The following is a 19,180-nucleotide window of genomic DNA, read 5'->3' on the forward strand; positions in this document are numbered from 1 at the left end:
GACGTGATCGAGCTCAAGCACGTCTCGCAGGTCTTCGCCGGACGCAAAGGCGAGGTCCACGCGCTGGACGACATCAATCTCGAGGTCCGCCGCAACGAGTTCGTGACCCTGGTCGGCCGCTCCGGCTGCGGCAAGTCGACCATGCTGCGGCTGATCGCCGGGCTGCTGCGCCCGACGTCCGGGACCGTGACGGTCGCGGGCGAACCGGTGACCGGGCCCAGGCAGGACGTCAGCTTCATGTTCCAGCGCTCGGCGCTGCTGCCGTGGCGCAGCGTCCTCGACAACATCATGCTGCCGGTGGAGATCCTGCGCCTGGACAAGCGGGCCATGCGCGAGCGCGCGCACGAACTGCTGCACCTGGCCGGGCTCGCCGGCTTCGAGAAGCGGCTGCCGCACGAACTGTCGGGCGGCATGCAGCAGCGCGTCTCGCTGTGCCGCTCGCTGATCCAGAACCCGAAGGTCCTGCTCATGGACGAGCCGTTCTCCGCGCTCGACGCGCTGACCCGCGAAGAGCTGTCCATCGAACTGCAGCGCATCAAGATGGAGCAGGAGACGACCATCATCTTCGTCACCCACTCCATCGAGGAGGCCGTGCTGCTCGCCGACCGGGTCGTGGTGCTCAGCCCCCGGCCCGGACGGCTCCGCAAGATCGTCGACGTGGACATCCCGCGGCCGCGCACGCTCGGGCGCAACGCGCACGCGGACCGGGTCGCCGAGGTCAGCGCGGAACTGCACGAGCTGCTGATGCCGACGCCCGCCGCCGCCGAGGGGGCCTCATGACCGCCGCGTCCACCGGCCGGCGCCACGTCCGCCGGACCCGTCCCGCCCTCCGGCTCAACGGGCGCGCGGCCGACTGGGGCCTGCCCGTCCTGGGGCTGGTCGCCGTGGTCGCCCTCTGGTGGCTGGCGACGATCGTCTTCTCGATCGAGAAGCTGCTGGTGCCCTCGCCGAAGGACGTGTTCGACTCCTTCACGGCCCAGTCCGGGTACCTGCTGGAGCAGACCTGGGTGACCCTGCTGGAGACGGTCGAGGGCTTCGCGGTCGCGGTCGTCGTCGGCATCCCCATCGCGATGCTGATCGCCGGCTCGCGGCTGCTGGAGAAGATGATCTACCCCTTGCTGCTGGCGGTGAACGCGGTGCCGAAAATCGCGATCGCCCCGATCCTGGTGGTCTGGATGGGTTTCGGGCAGCTCCCGAAGGTCGTCATGGTCTTCCTGCTATGCTTTTTCCCCGTCGTGATCTCCACCGCCGTCGGGCTGAAATCCACCCCATCCGAGCTGACCGAGCTGGTCCGCTCATACGATGCAGGTCACATGCAGGCATTCTTCAAGGTCCGGTTCCCCTACGCGCTGCCGCAGGTGATGGTCGGTCTCAAGACGGCGATCTCGCTGGCGGTCATCGGGGCGGTCATCGCCGAATTCGTCGGCGCCGACTCCGGGCTCGGCTTCGTCATCGTGCAATCCGGCTCGAGCGCGGACACCCCGCTGGCCTTCGCCGCGATGGTGCTGCTCGGCATCATCAGCATCGTCCTCTTCTACGGGCTCGTCGCGCTGGAGAAGGTCCTTCTCCCCTGGGCAGAGGCGAACCAGTGAGCACGAGCGGACGCGGCATATTCGAACTCTCCCCGGACAATCCCGGCTCGCGGCGCACCCTCGCCGACACGGCCGCCGCCGAACTCCACCGGATGATCCTGGCCGGCGAACTGCCGGCCGGGTCGCCGCTGCGGCTCACCGATCTCGCCGGGCAGCTCGACATGAGCCCGATGCCGGTGCGCGACGCGATGCGCCGGCTGGAGGCGCTGGGCCTGGTGGAGATCATCCCCCACAAGGGGGCCAAGGTCCGCGAGCTCAGCGAGGCCGACCTCCGCGACACCTACGAGGTCCGCGTCGAGCTGGAGTCCCTCGCGGTGGGACGGGCGGCCCTGCATTTCGACGCGGAGGCGGCCGCCCGCGCGGAGCGCGCGCTCGAAGAGCACGAGTCGCTGCTGGCCAATGGCGACGTGGAGGGCGCACGGCGCGCGCACACCGAATTCCACTTCACCATTTACCACGCGTCCGGTTCGCGCTGGCTTCCCAGGGCCATCGAGCCGGTGTGGCAGAACAACGAACGGTACCGATTCGCCTCCAAACCGGATGCGGAGCGGCGCCGTCTCAGCCACGCGGAGCACCGCGCGATCCTCGACGCGTGCATCGCGGGGGACCCCGACCGCGCCACCGCGGCCCTGCGCGACCATTTGGAAGGGGCCGTGCGGAGGATCCTCGCGGGCATGACCCGCCCGACCTCCTGACCGCGCGACGACCGATGGGTTCCCGCCCGCCGACCCGGCCGGGCGGGAACCCGCCGGCCTCCGAGAGCCCGGCGAGCAGGCCGGCCCGGCCACGACCGGCAGCGCCGGGCCGCCGCGCCCGTGCATGGAGCGACGCCGCCCGCCGCATGCGATTTTGAGCGTTGTTTGCCGGTGCCGGAGCGTTGCGGCGATGGCTCCGGGCAGGCACCACGCAAGCGTGGTGGGAGGTATCGAATGCCGTCGACCCTGCTCAGCGGCGCGAAGGTGTGGGACGGCCTCGCCGACGAGCCGGCGGGCCCGCAGGACGTGCTGGTGCAGGACGACCGGATCCGGCAGATCGCGGCGGGCATCGAGGCGCCGCCGGGCGCCGAGGTGGTCGATCTGGGCGGGCACACCCTGACGCCGGGCTTCATGGACTGCCACACCCACGTCACCATCACGCCCGACATCATGTCCGTGTTCACCGGGTCGCCCACGGCGATGGCGCTGCGGTCGCTCTCGGTCCTGCGGACCCTGCTGATGAACGGGTTCACCACCGTCCGGGATCTGATGTGCGCCGATGTCGGCTACGGCATCGTCGACCTGCGCGACGCGGTCGAAGCGGGCTGGATCACCGGGCCGCGCATGCGGGTGGCCCCGCACCTGATCTCGGCACGCGGCGGGCACGGCGACTTCAGCACGGTGCTGGCCGGCCAGTTCCAGGGAACCCCGCCGCCGTTGGAGCTGGCGTCGGCGGACGGCTGCGACGAGATCCGCACCCGCGTGCGGCAGGAGGTCCGCGCGGGCGCCGACTGGGTCAAGTTCGCCGCGACCGGCGGGTTCTCCAGCCCCGGGGACGATCCGGGGCGGACGACCTACTCCGAGGAGGAGATGACCGCCCTGGTCGCGGCGGCGGCCGACCTCGGCGTCCCGGCCACGCCGCACTGCTACGGCGACGAGGGCGCGCGGCGGGCGGTGCGGGCGGGCGTCCGCAGCATCGAGCACGCCAACCTGGCCTCGGCGGAGACGCTGAAGATGATCGAGGACGCCGGCGTCTTCGTGGTCCCGACCCAGTACACGATCATCACCGACGCGCGGAACGCCTTCAACGAGGGGCACTGGAGGGGCGCGCCCGCCTTCAAGCCCCGCAAGTTCCAGAAGTACCAGCAGGCGCTGCTCGACAGCGCCGAGAACCTCGCCGCGAGCGAGATCCGGATCGCCTTCGGGACCGACGCCGGCATGTTCCCGCACGGCGACAACTGGCGGGAGTTCCCGATGATGGTGTCCAACGGCATCCCGCCCGCCCGCGCGCTGAAGGCCGCCACCAGCGTCGCCGCCGACCTCCTCGGACTCGACGACCTCGGCGTCCTCGCCGAGGGCAAGATCGCCGACATCGTCGCCATGCCCGGCGACCCGTTCACCGACATCCAGGCCACCGGGCAGGTCGACTTCGTCATGAAGGCGGGCGAGGTCTGCAAGCGCCCCGGCAGTGCGCCGGGTTAGGCGCGTTACCTGCCGGGTTAGGCGCGTTACCTGTAAGTGTGCTCCGGGGCGGGGAAGGCGCCGGTGGCCACGTCATCGGCGTAGGCCCGCGCGACGTCGCCGAGGCTCCGGCGGACGTCGGCGTACCGCTTCACGAAGCGCGGCGCGCGTCCCTCGGTCATCCCGGCGGCGTCGGTCCACACCAGCACCTGGGCGTCGCAGTCCGGACCCGCGCCGATGCCGACCGTCGGGATGCCCAGAGCCGAGGTGACCTCGGCGGCCAGCGTCCCCGGTACCGCCTCCAGGACGACCGCGAACGCGCCGGCGTCCTGCACCGCCCTGGCGTCCCGGAGCAGTTGCCGCGCCGCGGTCTCGCCGCGTCCCTGGACCCGGTGGCCGAGCGTGTTCACCGACTGGGGCGTCAGCCCCACGTGCCCCATGACGGGAATGCCCGCGCCCACCATCAGCGCGATCTGCGCCGCGCTGCGCTCCCCGCCCTCCAGCTTGACCGCGCCGACCCCGGCCTCCTTGACGAGGCGCGTCGCGCTGCGCAGGGCCTGGGCGGCGTCGCGCTGGTAGCTGCCGAACGGCAGGTCGCCGATGACCAGCGCGCGCCGGGTACCGCGCACGACGGCCGCCGCGAGGAAGAGGACCTCCTCCAGGGTGACCGGGACGGTCGAGTCGTATCCCAGATGGTTGTCGCCCATCGTGTCGCCGACCAGGAGGACGGGGATCCCCGCCTGGTCGAAGGCCGACGCGGTCATGGCGTCGTAGGCGGTGAGCATGGACCACTTCTCGCCCCGCCGCTTGGCGGCGGCGAGGTCCCGTACCGTCACCCGGCCGGTGGGCGTCCCCGAGTACTGCGAGGTGCCGGTCCCGTCGGGCTCCGCCGGTTCGAGGGCAGGCCAAAGACGCGTCATGACGACTCCGTTCACCATCTCGAGGCGCCCTGGCGGCGTCCCCGGACTCCCGGTCATCGTGACACGGCCCCCGGGGCCTGTACAGTCACGCGATTGACCCCGCAGGGTCAGGCGCTCGGCCGGGTCGCGAAGAGGTGCTGGTCGGGGGCGGGGAGCCATTGGCGGTCCGGGTCGAAGGGCTCGAACTCGGCGCGGACATGGCGGGTGAGCAGGTCCAGCGCCGGGTGCCGGCCGTCGCGGGGGTAGAGCAGCGACCAGGGGTAGACCGGGATGGGATCGACCAGCGGGATCCTGACGGTGTCCGGATGCCACTGGAGCCGCGACCGCTCGCCGACGATGCTCGCGAGGGCTCCGGCGGCGACCTCTCCGACGAAGTGCTCGTAGCCGAAGTCGGGCCCGGTGGTGTCGATCCGGATGTCGAACGCGGCGCCGAGAAAGCGGTGGTACTCGGCCCACTCGCTCCCTTCTGCGTTGCCGGGCATCCACACGGTGGTGCCGGCGAGCCGGGCCGTCTCCACCTGCCGCAGCCCGGCCAGCGGGTGGTCGCGGCCGACCAGGAGCTGCGCCGGCTCCAGGTAGGCCGGCAGGCACGCCAGTCCGGCCTCCAGGGTGCCGGTGACCCGGCAGAAGGCCGCGTCCACCGATCCGCGGGTGAGCGCGCCGCGCGCGGACCGGAGCCCGTTCGAGGTGATGATCTCGATGTCGACGTCGGCACGGGCGTCGTAGAACGCGCGGACGAGGTCGATGGCGGCCGTCCGGGTGTCCAGCACGTCGACGCGGAGCGCGCGGCGCCGGCCGCGCAGCGCCGCCACCGCCTGGTCGGCGGTGCCGACCAGGGCCCGCGCGTGGGGGAGGAGGATCCGGCCGTCGTCGGTGAGGTCGGCGCCGGTGTGGGAGCGGGCGAACAGCCGCGCGCCGAGGGCGGCCTCGAGGGCGGCGATGCGCTTGGAGACGGCCTGCTGGCTGATGCCGAGCCTGACCGCGGCCTCGCTGAAGTACCGGTCCTCGGTGACCGCGACGAAGGCCCGCACCGCGGCCAGGTCCAGGTCCACCGCACCTGCGCGCACAACTGATGGTTGTGCCGATGCGGCGTGTTGATTGTTGGACACTGCTGCTCGCTCTCCGGTCGAATGCTCGGGTTCCCGGCCGAACCTACAACCGAAGGGCGTGGTCGCCGTGCGGTCGTTCGTGCATCTCCACGTGCACACCGAGTACAGCATGCTGGACGGCGCCGCCAAGATCGGCCCGCTGATGGACGAGGTCGCGCGGCGGCGGATGCCCGCGGTGGCGATGAGCGACCACGGCAACGTGCACGGCGCCTACGAGTTCTTCCACGCGGCGGCCGCCGCCGGCGTCAAGCCGATCATCGGGACCGAGGCGTACGTCGCGCCGGCGTCGCGGTTCCACAGGCAGGCGGTGTACTGGAGCGACGACCTCGCGCTGCGCCGGTCCGACGACGAGACCGGCGAGGGCGGCGACGTGTCCGGCCGCGGCCTGTACACGCACATGACGATGTGGGCGGCGGACGCCGGCGGGCTGCGGAACCTGTTCCGGCTCCAGTCGCGGGCGTGGCTGGAAGGGCACGTCCAGAAGTACCCGCGGATGGACGACGAACTGCTCGCCGAGCACGGCGCGGGCATCATCGCCACGACCGGCTGCCCGTCCGGCGCGGTGCAGACCCGGCTCCGCCTCGGCCAGTACGACCGGGCCGTCGAGGCGGCCGCGCGCTACCGCGACATCTTCGGCAGGGACAACTACTTCCTGGAGCTGATGGACCACGGCCTGGCCATCGAGCGGCGCGTCCGCGACGACCTGCTGAGGCTGGGCGAGCAGCTGAAGCTGCCGCCCCTGGCCACCAACGACTCGCACTACGTGACCGAGGACCAGGCGGCGGCGCACGACGCGCTGCTGTGCATCGGCACGGGGAAGCAGCTCGCCGACCAGAACCGGTTCCGGTTCTCCGGGTCGGGCTACTTCGTCAAGAGCGCCGCGCAGATGCGGGAGCTGTGGGACGGCGAGGTCCCCGGCGCGTGCGACAACACGCTGCTGATCGCCGAGCGCGTGGGCGACTACGGCGAGGTCTTCGCCCACCGCGACCTGATGCCCCAGTTCCCCGTCCCCGACGGGGAGAGCGAATCGTCGTGGCTGCGCAAGGAGGCCCTGGCCGGCGCGCGGCGCCGCTACGGCGGCGACCCGCCGCGGGACGTCCTCGACCGCATCGACTACGAGCTGTCGGTGATCGACGGGATGGGGTTCCCGGGGTACTTCCTGGTGGTCGCCGACATCTGCCGGCACGCCCGCGCCGAGGGGATCGGCCTCGGCCCGGGCCGCGGGTCGGCGACCGGGTCGATGGTGGCGTACTGCACGGGCATCACCGAGCTGGACCCGATCGAGCACGGGCTGATCTTCGAGCGGTTCCTCAACCCCGAGCGCGTCACGATGCCCGACGTCGACCTCGACCTCGACGACCGCCGCCGCGACGAGATGATCGACTACGTCACCGCGAAGTACGGCGGCGACCGGGTGTGCCAGATCGTCACGTTCGGCACCATCAAGGCGAAGGCCGCGGTGAAGGACGCCGGCCGGGTGCTGGGCTACCCCTACGCCCTCGGCGACCGGATCACCAAGGCGTTCCCGGCCGCCGCCGGCGGCAAGGAGATCCCGCTGTCGGCCATCCACGACCCCGCCCATCCCCGCCACGGCGAGGCCACCGAACTGCGGAAGATGTACACCGAGGACCCTGACGTCCGCCGGGTCATCGACACCGCGATGGGCGTGGAGGGCCTGACCCGCGGCACCGGCGTCCACGCCGCCGGAGTGATCCTGTCGTCCGAGCCGCTGATCGACGTCCTGCCCCTGGTCAAACCCAAGCAGGACGGCCCGGTCATCACCGGGTTCCCCTTCACCCAGGCCGAGGAGATGGGCCTGCTGAAGATGGACTTCCTCGGGCTGCGCAACCTCACCGTCATCAACGACGCGATCGCCGGGGTGAAGGCCAACAAGGGGATCGACATCGACATCCTCACGGTCCCGCTCGACGACGCCCGGACCTACGAACTGCTCGCCCGCGGCGACACCCTCGGCGTCTTCCAGCTCGACGGCGGCGGGATGCGCACCCTGCTGCGGCTGATGCGCCCCACCGAGTTCACCGACATCGCGGCGGTCTCCGCCCTGTACCGGCCGGGGCCGATGGAGATGAACGCCCACACCAACTACGCGCTGCGCAAGACCGGCAGGCAGAAGGTCGAGCCGATCCACCCCGAGCTCGAGGACGCGCTGGAGCCCATCCTGGGCGACACCTACCACCTGGTGGTCTTCCAGGAGCAGGTCATGGCGATCGCCCAGCAGCTCGCCGGGTACTCCCTCGGCGCCGCCGACATGCTGCGCCGCGCGATGGGCAAGAAGAAGAAGGAGGTCCTGGACGCCGAATGGGGCAGGTTCTCCGCCGGCATGCGGGACCGCGGCTTCTCCGACGAGGCGGTCAGGGCCGTCTGGGACGTGCTGGTCCCCTTCTCCGGATACGGCTTCAACAAGTCCCACACCGCCGGATACGGCGTCGTGTCGTACTGGACGGCCTACCTCAAGGCCAACCATCCCGCCGAATACCTCGCCGCGCTCCTCACCTCGGTCGGCGACGACAAGGACAAGATGGCGGTGTACCTGGCCGACTGCCGCCGCCTGGGGATCAAGGTGCTGCCGCCCGACGTCAACCAGAGCGAACTGGACTTCACCGCCGTCGGGCACGACATCCGCTTCGGCCTGGGCGCGATCCGCAACGTCGGCGCGGGCGTCGTGGACGCCATCGTCGGCACCCGCCGGGAAGGCGGTGCCTACGGCGGCTTCAACGACTTCCTGGCCAGGGTCCCGCAGAGCGTCTGCAACAAGCGGGTCATCGAGTCGCTGGCCAAGGCGGGCGCCTTCGACGGCCTCGGCCACCGCCGCAAGGGCCTGCTCATGGTCCACGAGCAGGCCGTCGACGCGGTCATCGACCTGAAACGCAACGCCGCCCGCGGCCAGGACTCGCTCTTCGGCGCGTCCACGGAGGCCGCCGGGACCCTCGCGGTCGAGGTCCCCGAGGAGGAATGGGACAGCGGCACCCTGCTGGCCTTCGAACGCGAGATGCTCGGGCTGTACGTGTCGTCCCACCCCCTGGACGGCGCCGAACCGATCCTTGAGGCCAACCGCGACACCACGATCGCCGACCTGCTGGCCTCAGCCCGCGCCGACGCGTCCGTGCGGGTGGCGGGGATCATCTCCGGCCTGCAGCGCAAGGTCACCAAGCAGGGCAACCCGTGGGCGATCGTCACCCTCGAAGACCACGACGCCGCCGTGGAATGCCTCATCTTCCCCAAGACCTACACGCTGTACGGGCAGACCCTTGCCGAGGACCGGGTGATCTCCGTGCGCGGCCGGACGAACGTCCGCGACGAGGTGCTCAGCGTCTACGGGGAGGACATCGTCACCCTCGACCTCTCCCAGGCGGCCACCGAACCGCCCGTCGTCATCCACGTCCATGAGGACCGCCTGAACCCCCGGCTCGTCCAGGAGCTCAAGCAGGCCCTCACGGCCCACCCCGGGCGCACGCCCGTCCACCTCTTCCTGCACCGCCACGGGCCCAAGAGCGTCCTGTTCGACCTGCGCCCCTTCCAGGTCGCTCCGGGCCCGGCCTTCTACGGTGACATCAAGGCTCTGCTCGGCCCCGGGTCTCACACCTAGCCGAGGCGAAGTGAGTTGTTGAGTCGGCGGCCGGCCTCCGACCGGTCCCTGGGCGGTCGGAGGCGGCTTTGCTCGAACCGGCAGAGTCAGAACTCGGCTCGTGCAGGCTGCGAAAGGCGCTGCAAAAGCCGCGTCGACTCTCTTTTCTTTGTTCGGCTCGCGTGCGGCAATTCTCACGCAGGGAGCTGAAAAGCCGCAGTTATGGCGACGGCGTGTGCTTTACTCCGGGGCTGTCCGCGCCGGAAAGAACGCCCGTTCAGCAGGCGATGACCGACCAGGTCTCGGGGTGGTCGTCGGTCGGGATGATCCAGCCGACGGTCTTGCCGGCATAGACGGTCTTGCAGCTCCCCAGACTGCCGTAGAGAGCGCTGAAGGGCTTGCGCTTCTGCGTCCCGCTCGTGCAGTTGTGGTAGTGCAGCGACAGTGTGCCGTCGCCCTGCCTGGCGTAGGAGACTCCGCACGGGAACGTCGGGTCGGCGTGGGCGGGGGAGGTGGCCACGAGGCCGGCGGCCGCGGTCAGCCCCGCGACCAGCACGGAAGCGGTCGTCTTCTTCATCGCTCTTCCTTTCGCCGGCGGATGGGGACGGCGGCGGCGTTGCTCAATTGCCGGGGCGGTCGATTGAGTAACCCGCCGAGTGGCGATTGAGTCATCGTATTTCCGTGGCCGTCCCTTCTGTGGGAACGTTTTAGCAATGTAACACCCTCGCCCATCCATGACTAGATCAACTACGCCGGAAAGTCGCCATTAAGCCTTTCCGACTTGATCACTGCTGGTCACATGATGTTCTGCGGCGGGCCTACCGGAGTGGACGTCGTGCCACGCGGCCGGGCGCCTTGCTCGGGGAGGGCGGTGACCTGGGTGAGGCCGGTGCGGGGGTGGGGGCGGACGTCGGCGTCGACGCGGTAGACCTCGGCGAGCAGGCCGGGGGTCAGCACCTCGGCGGGCGTCCCGGACGCGACCAGGCGTCCGGCGTGCAGGACGCAGAGGCGGTCGCAGTGCGCGGCGGCGAGGTTGAGGTCGTGCAGCGCGATGACGGCGGTGGCGCCGAGGCGGCGGACGAGGCGCAGCGCGTCGATCTGGTGCCGGAGGTCGAGGTGGTTGGTGGGCTCGTCCAGCACGAGCGTCCCGGTCCGCTGGGCGAGCGCGCGGGCGATCAGGACGCGCTGCTTCTCACCGCCCGACAGGCGGTCGAACGGCGCGTCGGCGAGGTGCGCGGCCTCCAACTCGGCCAGCGCTTCGGTGATGACGGCGCGGTCCGCGGCGTCGTCGCCCTGGAACGCGCGCTTGTGCGGGGTGCGTCCCATCGCGACGACGTCGCGGACGGTCAGCTCGAAGTCGCCGGGAGTCTCCTGGAGGACGGCCGCCAGCCGCCTGGCCAGGTGCTTGCCGGGCATCCGCCAGATGTCGTCGCCGTCCAGCAGGACCCGCCCGGAGGTGGGACGCCGCGCGCGGTAGAAGGTGCGCAGCAGCGTCGATTTCCCGGCGCCGTTGGGGCCGACCAGTCCCACGACCTCGCCCGGGGCCGCGGTCAGGGAGACCCGGTCGACCAGGGGGCGCCCGCCGATGACGACCGAGACCTCCTCGGCGCGCAGGCTTCCGGGCGCGGCGCTCGCCGGGGTCATCGGGCCGCCCTCCGGCGCATCAGGTACAGGAAGAACGGCCCGCCGACCAGGGCGGTGAGGATCCCGACCGGGATCTCCTCGGGACTGATCAGGGTCCGCGCGGCCAGGTCGGCGGCGATGAGGAAGGCCGCGCCGAGCAGCGCCGCGGCGGGCAGCGCGCGGCGGTGGTCGGCGCCGACCAGCAGCCGGACGGCGTGCGGCATGATCAGGCCGACGAAGCCGATCGAGCCGCTGACCGCGACGACCGTGCCGATCATCAGGGCGACCAGCACGAACGCGGCCGCGCGGAAGCGGTGCACGTCCAGGCCGAGGGACGCGGCGGCCTCCTCCCCGGCCAGCAGCAGGTTGAGCGGCCGGGACAGCCCGAGCAGCACCGCCGTCCCGGCGAGCACCGCGGCCGCCGGGATCCACAGGACGGTCCAGGTGGTGCCGGCCAGTCCGCCGAGCGTCCAGCGCAGCGCCGCCTCGGCCCCGCGCGGGTCGTCGGACGTGATGATCAGGTAGCTGGCCACCGCCGACAGCACCTCCGCCGTCGCGACGCCGGCCAGCACCAGCCGCACGGTCGTCATCCGGCCGCCGGAGCGGGCCAGGGAGTACACCAGGAGCAGCGCGAGCAGCGCGCCGCCGAACGCGGCCAGCGGCAGCGAGAACATGCCGAACCAGGCCACGTGCAGCACCACGACCAGGACCGCCCCGACCGTCGCGCCGGACGACACCCCGAGCAGCATCGGGTCGGCGAGGGGGTTGCGCACCAGCGCCTGCAGCGCCGTCCCGCACACCGACAGGCCCGCGCCGACCACCCCGCACAGCAGCACGCGGGGGAGCCGGACGTCCAGCACGATCGTCTCGCGGACGGGCGGCCAGGCCGGGTCGGCCAGCGCCGGATGCAGGCGGTGCAGCAGGATGCCCCAGACCTGCCCAGGCGGCAGCCGCACCGAGCCGGCCGCGATCCCGGCCGTCGCCGCCGCCAGCACCAGCGCCGCCAGCAGCGCCAGCACCAGCGCGTAGGGGAGCCGGCGGCGCGGACCGGGCGCGGCCGGCGCCGTCCGGACGCCGGAGCCGCGGGCCTCGGCCAGGCCGGTCACGCGAAGCGGTCCGGATGCAGTTGCCGGGCCAGCGAGTCCACCGCGTCCGCGACGCGCACCCCCGTCACCGTGGACGACAGCGGCAGCACCGCGAACCGCCGGTTCTTGATGGCGGGGACGTCCTTGATCGCGGGAGTGCGCAGCAGGAACGTTTTCTTGTCCTCGGCGGACTGCTCGCCGTAGTCGTAGATGAGGACGACGTCCGGCGCGCGCTCGGCGAACTGCTCGAACGAGACGTCCCCGTACGGTTTGTCCACGTCGGCGAACAGGTTGGCGCCGCCCGCGAGCCGGATCATCTCGTTGCCGATCCCGGCGCCGCCCGCGGTGAAGACGGTCTTGTCGCCGCTGTCGTAGACGGCCACCTTGACCGGGGCAGCGCCCGCCAGCCTGCGCTTCACCCCGTCCAGGACGGCGCGCATCGAGGCGAGCCGGCGTTCCGCCCGGTCCGGGACGCCGAAGATCTTCGCGACGGTCCGGATCTCCTGCTCGACGGTGGCCATGGTCACCGGCCCCTCGGGGCATTCCTCGATGTTCAGGCGGGTGGCGATGCCGGCCTTCCGCAACGCCGCCCGGCCGCGGCCCTCCTTCTCGTCGAAGGCGCTCGTCCAGCCCCCGTACACCAGGTCGGGTTCGGCCGCGAGCAGCGTCTCGTAGGAGGGGTACTCCTTGGAGAGCACCTTCACCCCGTCGTAGGCCCGCCGGAACTCCGGCAGGACCGCGTCGTCGAGGTAGCCGGTGCCGACCATCGACTTCTCCAGGCCGAGCGCCAGCATCACCTCGGTCGCGTGCTGGTTGAGCGAGACCGCCCGCTGCGGCGGCCGCTGATAGGTGGTGGTCACGCCGCAGTTGGCGTCCGTCACGGGGAAGCCGGGAGGCGCCGCGCCGGCCTGCCCGTCGGCGGTGCCCGCCGCGCCGCCGCATCCGGCCGACAGCAGCACCAGTGCCATCAGCGAAGCCAGGGCCCGCCTACCGCGCGCCCGCGTCGCCCTTACCGGCGCGGACTCGCGCAGCCGTGCGGGGAACGCTGAACCCATGGGCATACAGCCCCTCCTCCCTGGGGAGATCCGCCCCAGTTGTTCCGAGGAGGCGACCGCGTGAGTCTCCTGGCTCTCGGGTCAACGCTCGTCCCGGCCTTCCCACCCGCAGGCGCGGGCAGTGGCATGGTTCGGGATCCGCTCGCCGATCACAGTGGCGGGACCGCGCCGGATTCGCACCGGCTTCCTCGTTCCGCCGTCGCCTACTCCGCACATCGTGACACATGCGGCGCGCGTGCCCGGTCCCCGGCCGGGCGCCCGCCCGGTCCGCCGGGCCCTTTGCGCCGGTCGGCCTCCGATGAGCGGTTCGTCACACGATGATCTTCCTTGACAGATCACTACTGCATGTTCTTAGTTACTGCATATAACTTGCAATAACTGAGGGGATGCATGACTCCGTCACCGGTGGCCCCGTCCGCCGCGGCCGTGGCCCCCGACCTCGACGACCTGGGCGCGTCCTCCCGCCGGCGCCGGTACCTGCTGCTCCTGCTCGGGCTCCTGGCGGTCTTCCTCGCCACGGCCGTCGCGGCGGTCGGGACGGGCGCGGTGGTGGTGCCGCCGGCGACCGTCCTCGACGTCGTCGGCCACCACCTGATCGGCGCCCCGGCCGAGGTCACCTGGCGACCGGCGCACGACTCGATCGTGTGGCGGGTCCGGCTGCCGCGCGTCCTGCTGGGGGCGGCGGTCGGCGCCGGGCTCGCCGTCACCGGCATGGCGCTGCAGGCGATGGTGCGCAACATGCTCGCCGACCCGTACCTGCTGGGGGTCAACTCCGGCGGCTCGACGGGAGCCGCCGCCGCGATCCTGTTCGGGTTCGGCGCGGGCTGGGGCGAGCACGCGCTGCAGATCGCGGCGTTCCTGGGCGCGCTGGCCGCCGCGCTGCTGGTCTTCGTGATCGCCCGCGTCGCCGGGCGGATCACCTCGACCCGGCTGCTGATGACCGGGGTGGCCGTCGGCTACGCGCTCTACGCGCTGACCAGCTTCCTGATCTTCGCGTCCGATTCGGCCGAGGGGTCGCGGTCGGTGCTGTTCTGGCTGCTGGGCACGCTGGCGCTCGCGCACTGGTCGGCGCCGCTGTTCGTGGTCGTGGCGGCCGTCGTCCTCGTGACCGCCCTGCTCACGCTGTGGGGGCGCCGCCTGGACGCGCTCGCGATCGGGGACGAGACCGCGCACACCCTGGGCGTCGCGCCGGCGCGGTTCCGCCTGGTGCTGCTGGTCCTGGTGTCGCTGGCGGTCGGGGTGCTGGTGGCCTCGTCGGGCAGCATCGGCTTCGTCGGGCTGGTGATCCCGCACCTGGCGCGGCGCATCGTGGGGGCCACGCACCGGAGGGCGGTCCCGGTCGCCGCACTGATCGGTGCGACCTTCCTGCTGTGGGCCGACCTGGCCGCCCGCATGGTCCTCAGCCCGCAGGAACTGCCGATCGGCATCATCACCGCGCTGGTCGGGGCGCCGTTCCTGCTCATCCTGGTCCGCCGCCCGCACGCCGGAAGCGAGTGAGACAGCCATGATCGAAGGACGCGGGCTCAGCTACGCCTACGGCGCGACGACCGTGGTGCGCGACATCGACGTGCGGGCCGAATCCGGCCGGGTCCTCGGGCTGCTCGGTCCCAACGGCAGCGGCAAGACCACCGTGGTCCGGATGCTCACCGGGATCGTGCCGCCCCGCAGCGGGCAGGTGCTGCTCGATGGGCGCCCCCTGGACTCCGTGCCCCACCGCGAACTCGCCCGGCGGGTCGCCGTCGTACTGCAGGAGCCGGGAGGCGACCTGCCGATGACCGTGGCCGACATGGTCATGCTCGGCCGGGCCCCGCACCAGTCGACGTTCTCCCGCAACGGCGCCGACGACCACCGGATCGCGGCGGCCGCGCTGCGCAGGGTCGGCGCCCGGCACCTGGCGGACCGGATCTTCGTCCGGCTGTCCGGCGGCGAGAAGCAGCGCGTGATGATCGCCCGCGCGCTGGCGCAGCAGCCCGCGCACCTGGTGCTCGACGAGCCGACCAACCACCTTGACATCCGGTTCCAGCACGAACTGCTCGCCATGGTCCGCGGGCTCGGCATCACCACGGTCATCGTCCTCCACGACCTCAACCTGGCCGCGCGGTACTGCGACGACGTCCTGGTCCTCCAGCGGGGCAGGGTCCTCGCGCACGGCCCGTGCGCCGACGTCCTGACGCCCGAACTCCTCGAAGGCGTCTACGGCGTCGGCGTCGAACGCCTGGAGACCTCCCGCGGCATCCAGTTCCTCTTCCACCCGCTCGACGCCGCGGCCGCCGCGCCGTCCCCGACCACCCGTTGACCAGAACGCCGGACGACCACCGCAAGGAGCGATGCGCCAGATGAAGCGATTCCTCGCCTGGGCCGGGGCCGGACTGCTGGCCGCCGCGCTGGCCGGATGCGGCTCGGCCGGCCCGGAGGCGGACGGCCGGGGCGGCACGGCCGTGAGCTACCCCCTCACCGTCAAGAACTGCGGGGTGGACGTGAGGGTGGACAGGGCGCCCACCCGCGCCATGATCGTCAACAGTGCCCCGCTGCAGTACCTGTCCTCGCTCGGCGTCCTGGACCGGCTGGGCTCGCGGGCCGGGAAGTTCCCCCCGGAGTACTACTCCGAGCAGACCCTCGCGGCGGTCGCCAAGGTCCCGTCCCTCACCGACCGGCTCGGCTCCGACGGGCACCTGAGGATTCCACCGAGGCGATCATCGCGCAGGAGCCCGACCTGCTGCTCGGCCTGCCGGAGGGCGTCACGCGGGAGTCGCTCGCCGCGGCCGGCATCCCCGTCCTCCTCGAACCCAGCTTCTGCCCGGACGGGATCGAGGACCCCGGCTACGAGACGATCTACGACCAGATGCGGCTGTACGGCACGGTCTTCGACCGGCGGGCCGAGGCCGAGCAGGCGGTAGCGGACCTCCAGAAGCGCATCAAGACCGTCGAAGCGGGCCTGACCGGCCAGAAGGGCCGCAAGGTGGCCGTCCTGTGGCCCTACCGGGGCGAGGGCACCGTCGGCGCCTACGGCAGCCGGAGCATGGCCACGCCGCAGCTCGAGACGCTCGGCGCCCGGAACGTGTTCGCCGACGTCGACAAGCGCGTCTTCGAAGTCTCCATGGAGGAACTGCTGGGACGCGACCCCGACACCATCGTCCTGCTGCACACCGACGGCACCGACCAGGAGATCGAGCAGGCCCTGCTCGACATCCCCGGCGCCGAGGACCTGCGCGCCGTCGAGAACGACGCCGTCATGGTGCAGCTGTTCAACTTCACCGAACCGCCCACGCCCCTGGTCCTCGACGGCCTGGAGCGCCTCGCCGCCCACTTCAAGGGAGAGTGAACGCCATGTCCCCGCACTCGCCGATCCAGGACCGGATCACCTGGTACTGGGACCAGCACGCCCCCGCCTACCAGCAGTTCCAGGAGCAGCGGCTGGCCCACCCCGACTACAGCGCGGCCTGGACGCGGGTCTGGCGGGACGCGCTGCCCGGCGACGCCGAGACCGTCCTCGACGTGGGCACCGGGACCGGTCACGCCGCACTGACCATCGCCGCCCTCGGCCGCCGCGTGACCGGCGTCGACATCGCACCCGCCATGCTGGACTTCGCACGCGACAACGCCCGGCGCCGCGGGCTCGACATCACCTTCGTCCAGGGCGACGCGGTCGAGCCCGACGTGCGGGGCGCCCCCTTCGACGCCCTCGTCAGCCGCTACCTCCTCTGGACGCTGCCCGACGTCGACATCGCGCTGGGCAACTGGCGCCGCCTGCTCCGCCCCGGAGGCCGCCTCGCCATCGTCGACGCCCCCTGGCACGCCGGCGGGATGCGCCACTCCGACACCGACCCCAGGGCCCGCGCCTACGACGACGAGGCCCGCCGCGCCCTGGTGCTGGCCGAGGCGGAGACCATCACCGCCTGGCAGGACCGGATCACCGCCGCCGGCTTCGCCGACGTCGAGGTCACGCCGCTGACCGAACTCTACGAACTCGACGGCGTCCACGGCGTCGCGGCCGACCACCGCCGCACCCTGCAGCACCTGATCACCGCACGGAACCCGGAAACGGACGCGCCCCGCTCCCAGGACGGGGCATAGACCGTAGCCTCGCCACGCAGACCGCACACCAACCGCCGGAGAGACCATGGACAGTGAAGTCCGCTTCGAGAATGTGGCGCCTGTGATCCCGGTCCGGGACCTGGCCTCCGCCCTCGACCGCTACCGCGCCCTCGGATTCACGGCGCGGCGATCCGAGGACGACCACCACTACGGCTTCGTCGACTGGGGGCCGGTCTCGCTCCACCTCACCCAGTGGGACGAGCATGACCCCGCCCGCACCGGCGCGGCCGTCTACCTCTACGTCTCGGACGCAGCCGCCCTGCACGCCCAGTGGGCCCGGACCGGCGTCCCCGGCCGCCTCGGCGAGCCGGTCGACACGCCCTACGGGCTCCGGGAGTTCGCCTACGTCGACCCCGAGGGGACACTGCACCGCGTCGGCTCACCGATCCCCTGACGGCAGACGCGGGGCCGGACCTCGCGACTCAGGACGGCGGTGCGAAGGTCCCGGCCGTGGCGGACGTTCGTCCCTGCAGGTCACCCCGTTTCCGGGGAAGGAACGGGAGGCAGGAGACCTGAGAAGGGAGGGACCATGCAGTACGGCAACCCGGCAGGACCGTCCGAGCAGATGTCGGCCGATGCCCGCAAGGCCGTCGAGGACGCGGTGTGGGCTCCCTCGGTGCACAACACCCAGCCGTGGCGGTTCGCCCTGCACGGGACCCGGATCAGCCTGAGCGCGGACATCGACCGCCGCCTCGACGTCGCCGATCCGGACGGCCGCGAGATGCTGATCAGCTGCGGCGCCGCGCTGTACAGCCTGAGGTGCGCGCTGCGCGCGCTCGGCTACGCGGCGGACGTGCAGTTGCTCCCCGACCCCGATCGCCCGTTCCTGCTGGCGGACGTCGATGTGAGGCCGGGGGAGCACCCCAAGCAGGAGATCCTGCGCGAGCACGCGCAGATCCGGCGTCGCCGCACCCACCGGGGCGGGTTCCTCCAGGACCCGGTGCCCGCGGGGGTCCTGGCGGCGATGCGGCAGGACGCCGAGCGCGAGGGCGCCCGGCTGGTCGAGGCCGTCGACGCGCACGTCAAGGGGGCGCTGGCCGCGTTGACCGACGCGGCCGAGCACGTCCAGCGGCGGTCGGCGGCGTACGCGGCGGAGATCGCCCGGTGGGCGCCCTCGCCGCGGACGGCCCGGTCGGACGGCGTCCAGGAACGCGCCTACCCGCGGCGGACTCCGCAGACCACGCCGCATTTCCCGGCCCGGGACTTCGCGCGCGGCCACGGATGGGGAGCACAGGACGCGCACGAGGGCGAGACTGCGTCGGCCGGACTGACGCTGGTGCTGGTCTCCGGCGGCGACGCACCCGCCGATTGGCTCCGGGCGGGGCAGGCGCTGCAGCGCGTGCTGCTGAGGGCGATGGAACGTGATCTGTCCGCGGCCTTCCACACCCAGGCGCTGGAAGTGCCCGAGCTGCGGGAGTTCATCAGGGCCCGGTTCTGCGGCGGCGCCCACCCGCAGATGCTGCTGCGCCTTGGCTTCACCGAGGGGGAGGAGCTGGGCACGGTGCGCCGCCCGGTCGGGGAGGTGCTCGACGAATCATGACCGGGCGGCGGGCGCCCTCGGCCGAAGGCTGACATCACGGATGTTGCCGGAGATACTGGGGTAATGGCCGACGGATCCCAGGCCGGTGACGATCGGGCCAGGCTCGTGCTTCCGCAGTTGCAGCTTGACGACCTGTTGACGGAGTTGCAGACGCGGTTGGAGGCCGCGCGGGCGACTCGTGATCGTGTGCATGCGCTGCTGGAGGCCGTGGTCTCGATCGGCAGTGAGCTGGACTTGGAGTCGGTGCTGCGGCGGATCACCGAGGCGGCGACGACCCTGGTGGACGCGCGGTACGGCGCCCTCGGCGTCATCGCCGAGGAAGGGGAGCGGCTCGTCCAGTTCATCACCGTGGGGGTGGGCGAGGACGAGATCGAGGCGATCGGGCACTGGCCGCAGGGGCACGGCATCCTCGGGCTGCT

General features: G+C 72.0%; 17 protein-coding genes, 1 pseudogene and 1 riboswitch. Of the genes and pseudogenes, 12 read left to right on the plus strand and 6 right to left on the minus strand.

Going from position 1 to position 19,180, the window contains the following annotated elements; all coding sequences use genetic code 11:
* Nucleotides 1-3 precede the first annotated feature (3 nt).
* The 4 genes from AB0K34_RS26190 to AB0K34_RS26205 all read left to right on the plus strand — a co-directional run bounded on the left by AB0K34_RS26190 (nt 4) and on the right by AB0K34_RS26205 (nt 3,769).
* Entirely contained in the window at nt 4-780 is a 777-nt protein-coding gene (locus AB0K34_RS26190; protein ID WP_138635086.1) for an ABC transporter ATP-binding protein, read from the plus strand.
* On the plus strand, nt 777-1,592 hold the full coding sequence (locus AB0K34_RS26195; protein ID WP_138635083.1) for an ABC transporter permease: 816 nt from the start codon (nt 777-779) through the stop codon (nt 1,590-1,592). Before AB0K34_RS26190 ends, AB0K34_RS26195 begins: the two co-directional genes overlap by 4 nt.
* Nucleotides 1,589-2,287, plus strand: coding sequence for a GntR family transcriptional regulator (locus AB0K34_RS26200; RefSeq protein ID WP_364551415.1), 699 nt, complete (start codon nt 1,589-1,591; stop codon nt 2,285-2,287). The genes AB0K34_RS26195 and AB0K34_RS26200 overlap by 4 nt, the downstream gene beginning before the upstream one ends.
* 234 nt (nt 2,288-2,521) lie before the next feature.
* Entirely contained in the window at nt 2,522-3,769 is a 1,248-nt protein-coding gene (locus AB0K34_RS26205) for an amidohydrolase family protein (RefSeq protein WP_301176633.1), read from the plus strand.
* Nucleotides 3,770-3,795: 26 nt separating this feature from the next.
* Here AB0K34_RS26205 and panB read toward each other — a convergent pair whose 3' ends face one another.
* Both panB and AB0K34_RS26215 read right to left on the minus strand, forming a co-directional pair.
* Nucleotides 3,796-4,668 (minus strand): 3-methyl-2-oxobutanoate hydroxymethyltransferase, encoded by an 873-nt coding sequence (panB, locus tag AB0K34_RS26210; protein ID WP_301176634.1) that lies wholly within the window; start codon nt 4,666-4,668, stop codon nt 3,796-3,798.
* A 107-nt stretch (nt 4,669-4,775) separates the two neighbouring features.
* Entirely contained in the window at nt 4,776-5,720 is a 945-nt protein-coding gene (locus AB0K34_RS26215) for a LysR family transcriptional regulator (protein WP_364551418.1), read from the minus strand.
* A 115-nt stretch (nt 5,721-5,835) separates the two neighbouring features.
* Here AB0K34_RS26215 and dnaE point away from each other — a divergent pair, with 115 nt between their 5' ends.
* Nucleotides 5,836-9,384 carry a DNA polymerase III subunit alpha gene (gene dnaE, locus AB0K34_RS26220; protein ID WP_364551420.1) on the plus strand — a complete coding sequence of 1,183 codons (3,549 nt, stop codon included), beginning with the start codon at nt 5,836-5,838 and terminating at the stop codon, nt 9,382-9,384.
* A gap of 256 nt (nt 9,385-9,640) precedes the next feature.
* Here the strand turns inward: dnaE and AB0K34_RS26225 are convergent, their stop codons facing one another.
* The 4 genes from AB0K34_RS26225 to AB0K34_RS26240 form a co-directional block, all read right to left on the minus strand.
* On the minus strand, nt 9,641-9,940 hold the full coding sequence (locus tag AB0K34_RS26225; RefSeq protein ID WP_301176637.1) for a hypothetical protein: 300 nt from the start codon (nt 9,938-9,940) through the stop codon (nt 9,641-9,643).
* 218 nt (nt 9,941-10,158) lie between these two features.
* Entirely contained in the window at nt 10,159-11,007 is an 849-nt protein-coding gene (locus AB0K34_RS26230; RefSeq protein ID WP_364551422.1) for an ABC transporter ATP-binding protein, read from the minus strand.
* Nucleotides 11,004-12,083 (minus strand): iron ABC transporter permease, encoded by a 1,080-nt coding sequence (locus tag AB0K34_RS26235; RefSeq protein WP_301176647.1) that lies wholly within the window; start codon nt 12,081-12,083, stop codon nt 11,004-11,006. The genes AB0K34_RS26230 and AB0K34_RS26235 overlap by 4 nt, the downstream gene beginning before the upstream one ends.
* A 5-nt stretch (nt 12,084-12,088) precedes the next feature.
* Nucleotides 12,089-13,132, minus strand: a complete 1,044-nt coding sequence (locus tag AB0K34_RS26240; protein WP_364551424.1) for an ABC transporter substrate-binding protein — start codon at nt 13,130-13,132, stop codon at nt 12,089-12,091.
* Between the two features lie 56 nt (nt 13,133-13,188).
* A riboswitch (cobalamin riboswitch) is annotated at nt 13,189-13,319 on the minus strand.
* Nucleotides 13,320-13,516: 197 nt separating this feature from the next.
* Here AB0K34_RS26240 and AB0K34_RS26245 point away from each other — a divergent pair.
* The 7 genes and pseudogenes from AB0K34_RS26245 to AB0K34_RS26275 all read left to right on the plus strand — a co-directional run.
* On the plus strand, nt 13,517-14,623 hold the full coding sequence (locus tag AB0K34_RS26245) for an iron ABC transporter permease (protein ID WP_364551427.1): 1,107 nt from the start codon (nt 13,517-13,519) through the stop codon (nt 14,621-14,623).
* Between the two features lie 7 nt (nt 14,624-14,630).
* Complete coding sequence (locus tag AB0K34_RS26250; protein WP_364551429.1) at nt 14,631-15,422, plus strand: ABC transporter ATP-binding protein; 792 nt, start codon at nt 14,631-14,633, stop codon at nt 15,420-15,422.
* Nucleotides 15,423-15,518: 96 nt separating this feature from the next.
* Nucleotides 15,519-16,448, plus strand: coding sequence for an ABC transporter substrate-binding protein (locus AB0K34_RS26255; protein ID WP_364551431.1), 930 nt, complete (start codon nt 15,519-15,521; stop codon nt 16,446-16,448).
* Between the two features lie 5 nt (nt 16,449-16,453).
* A complete protein-coding gene (locus AB0K34_RS26260) occupies nt 16,454-17,200 on the plus strand; it encodes a class I SAM-dependent methyltransferase (protein WP_301176643.1) in 747 nt (248 codons plus the stop codon).
* Nucleotides 17,201-17,246: 46 nt separating this feature from the next.
* Nucleotides 17,247-17,615, plus strand: a complete 369-nt coding sequence (locus AB0K34_RS26265; protein ID WP_301176644.1) for a VOC family protein — start codon at nt 17,247-17,249, stop codon at nt 17,613-17,615.
* Between the two features lie 135 nt (nt 17,616-17,750).
* The gene (locus AB0K34_RS26270) at nt 17,751-18,761 is read left to right on the plus strand and encodes a hypothetical protein (RefSeq protein ID WP_364551433.1); all 1,011 of its coding nucleotides are present in this window, start codon (nt 17,751-17,753) and stop codon (nt 18,759-18,761) included.
* 63 nt (nt 18,762-18,824) lie between these two features.
* Nucleotides 18,825-19,180 (plus strand): annotated as a pseudogene (locus AB0K34_RS26275) (histidine kinase); the annotation flags it as partial.

The organism is Actinomadura sp. NPDC049382, assembly GCF_040677125.1.
Classification (GTDB): Bacteria; Actinomycetota; Actinomycetes; order Streptosporangiales; family Streptosporangiaceae; genus Spirillospora; species Spirillospora geliboluensis.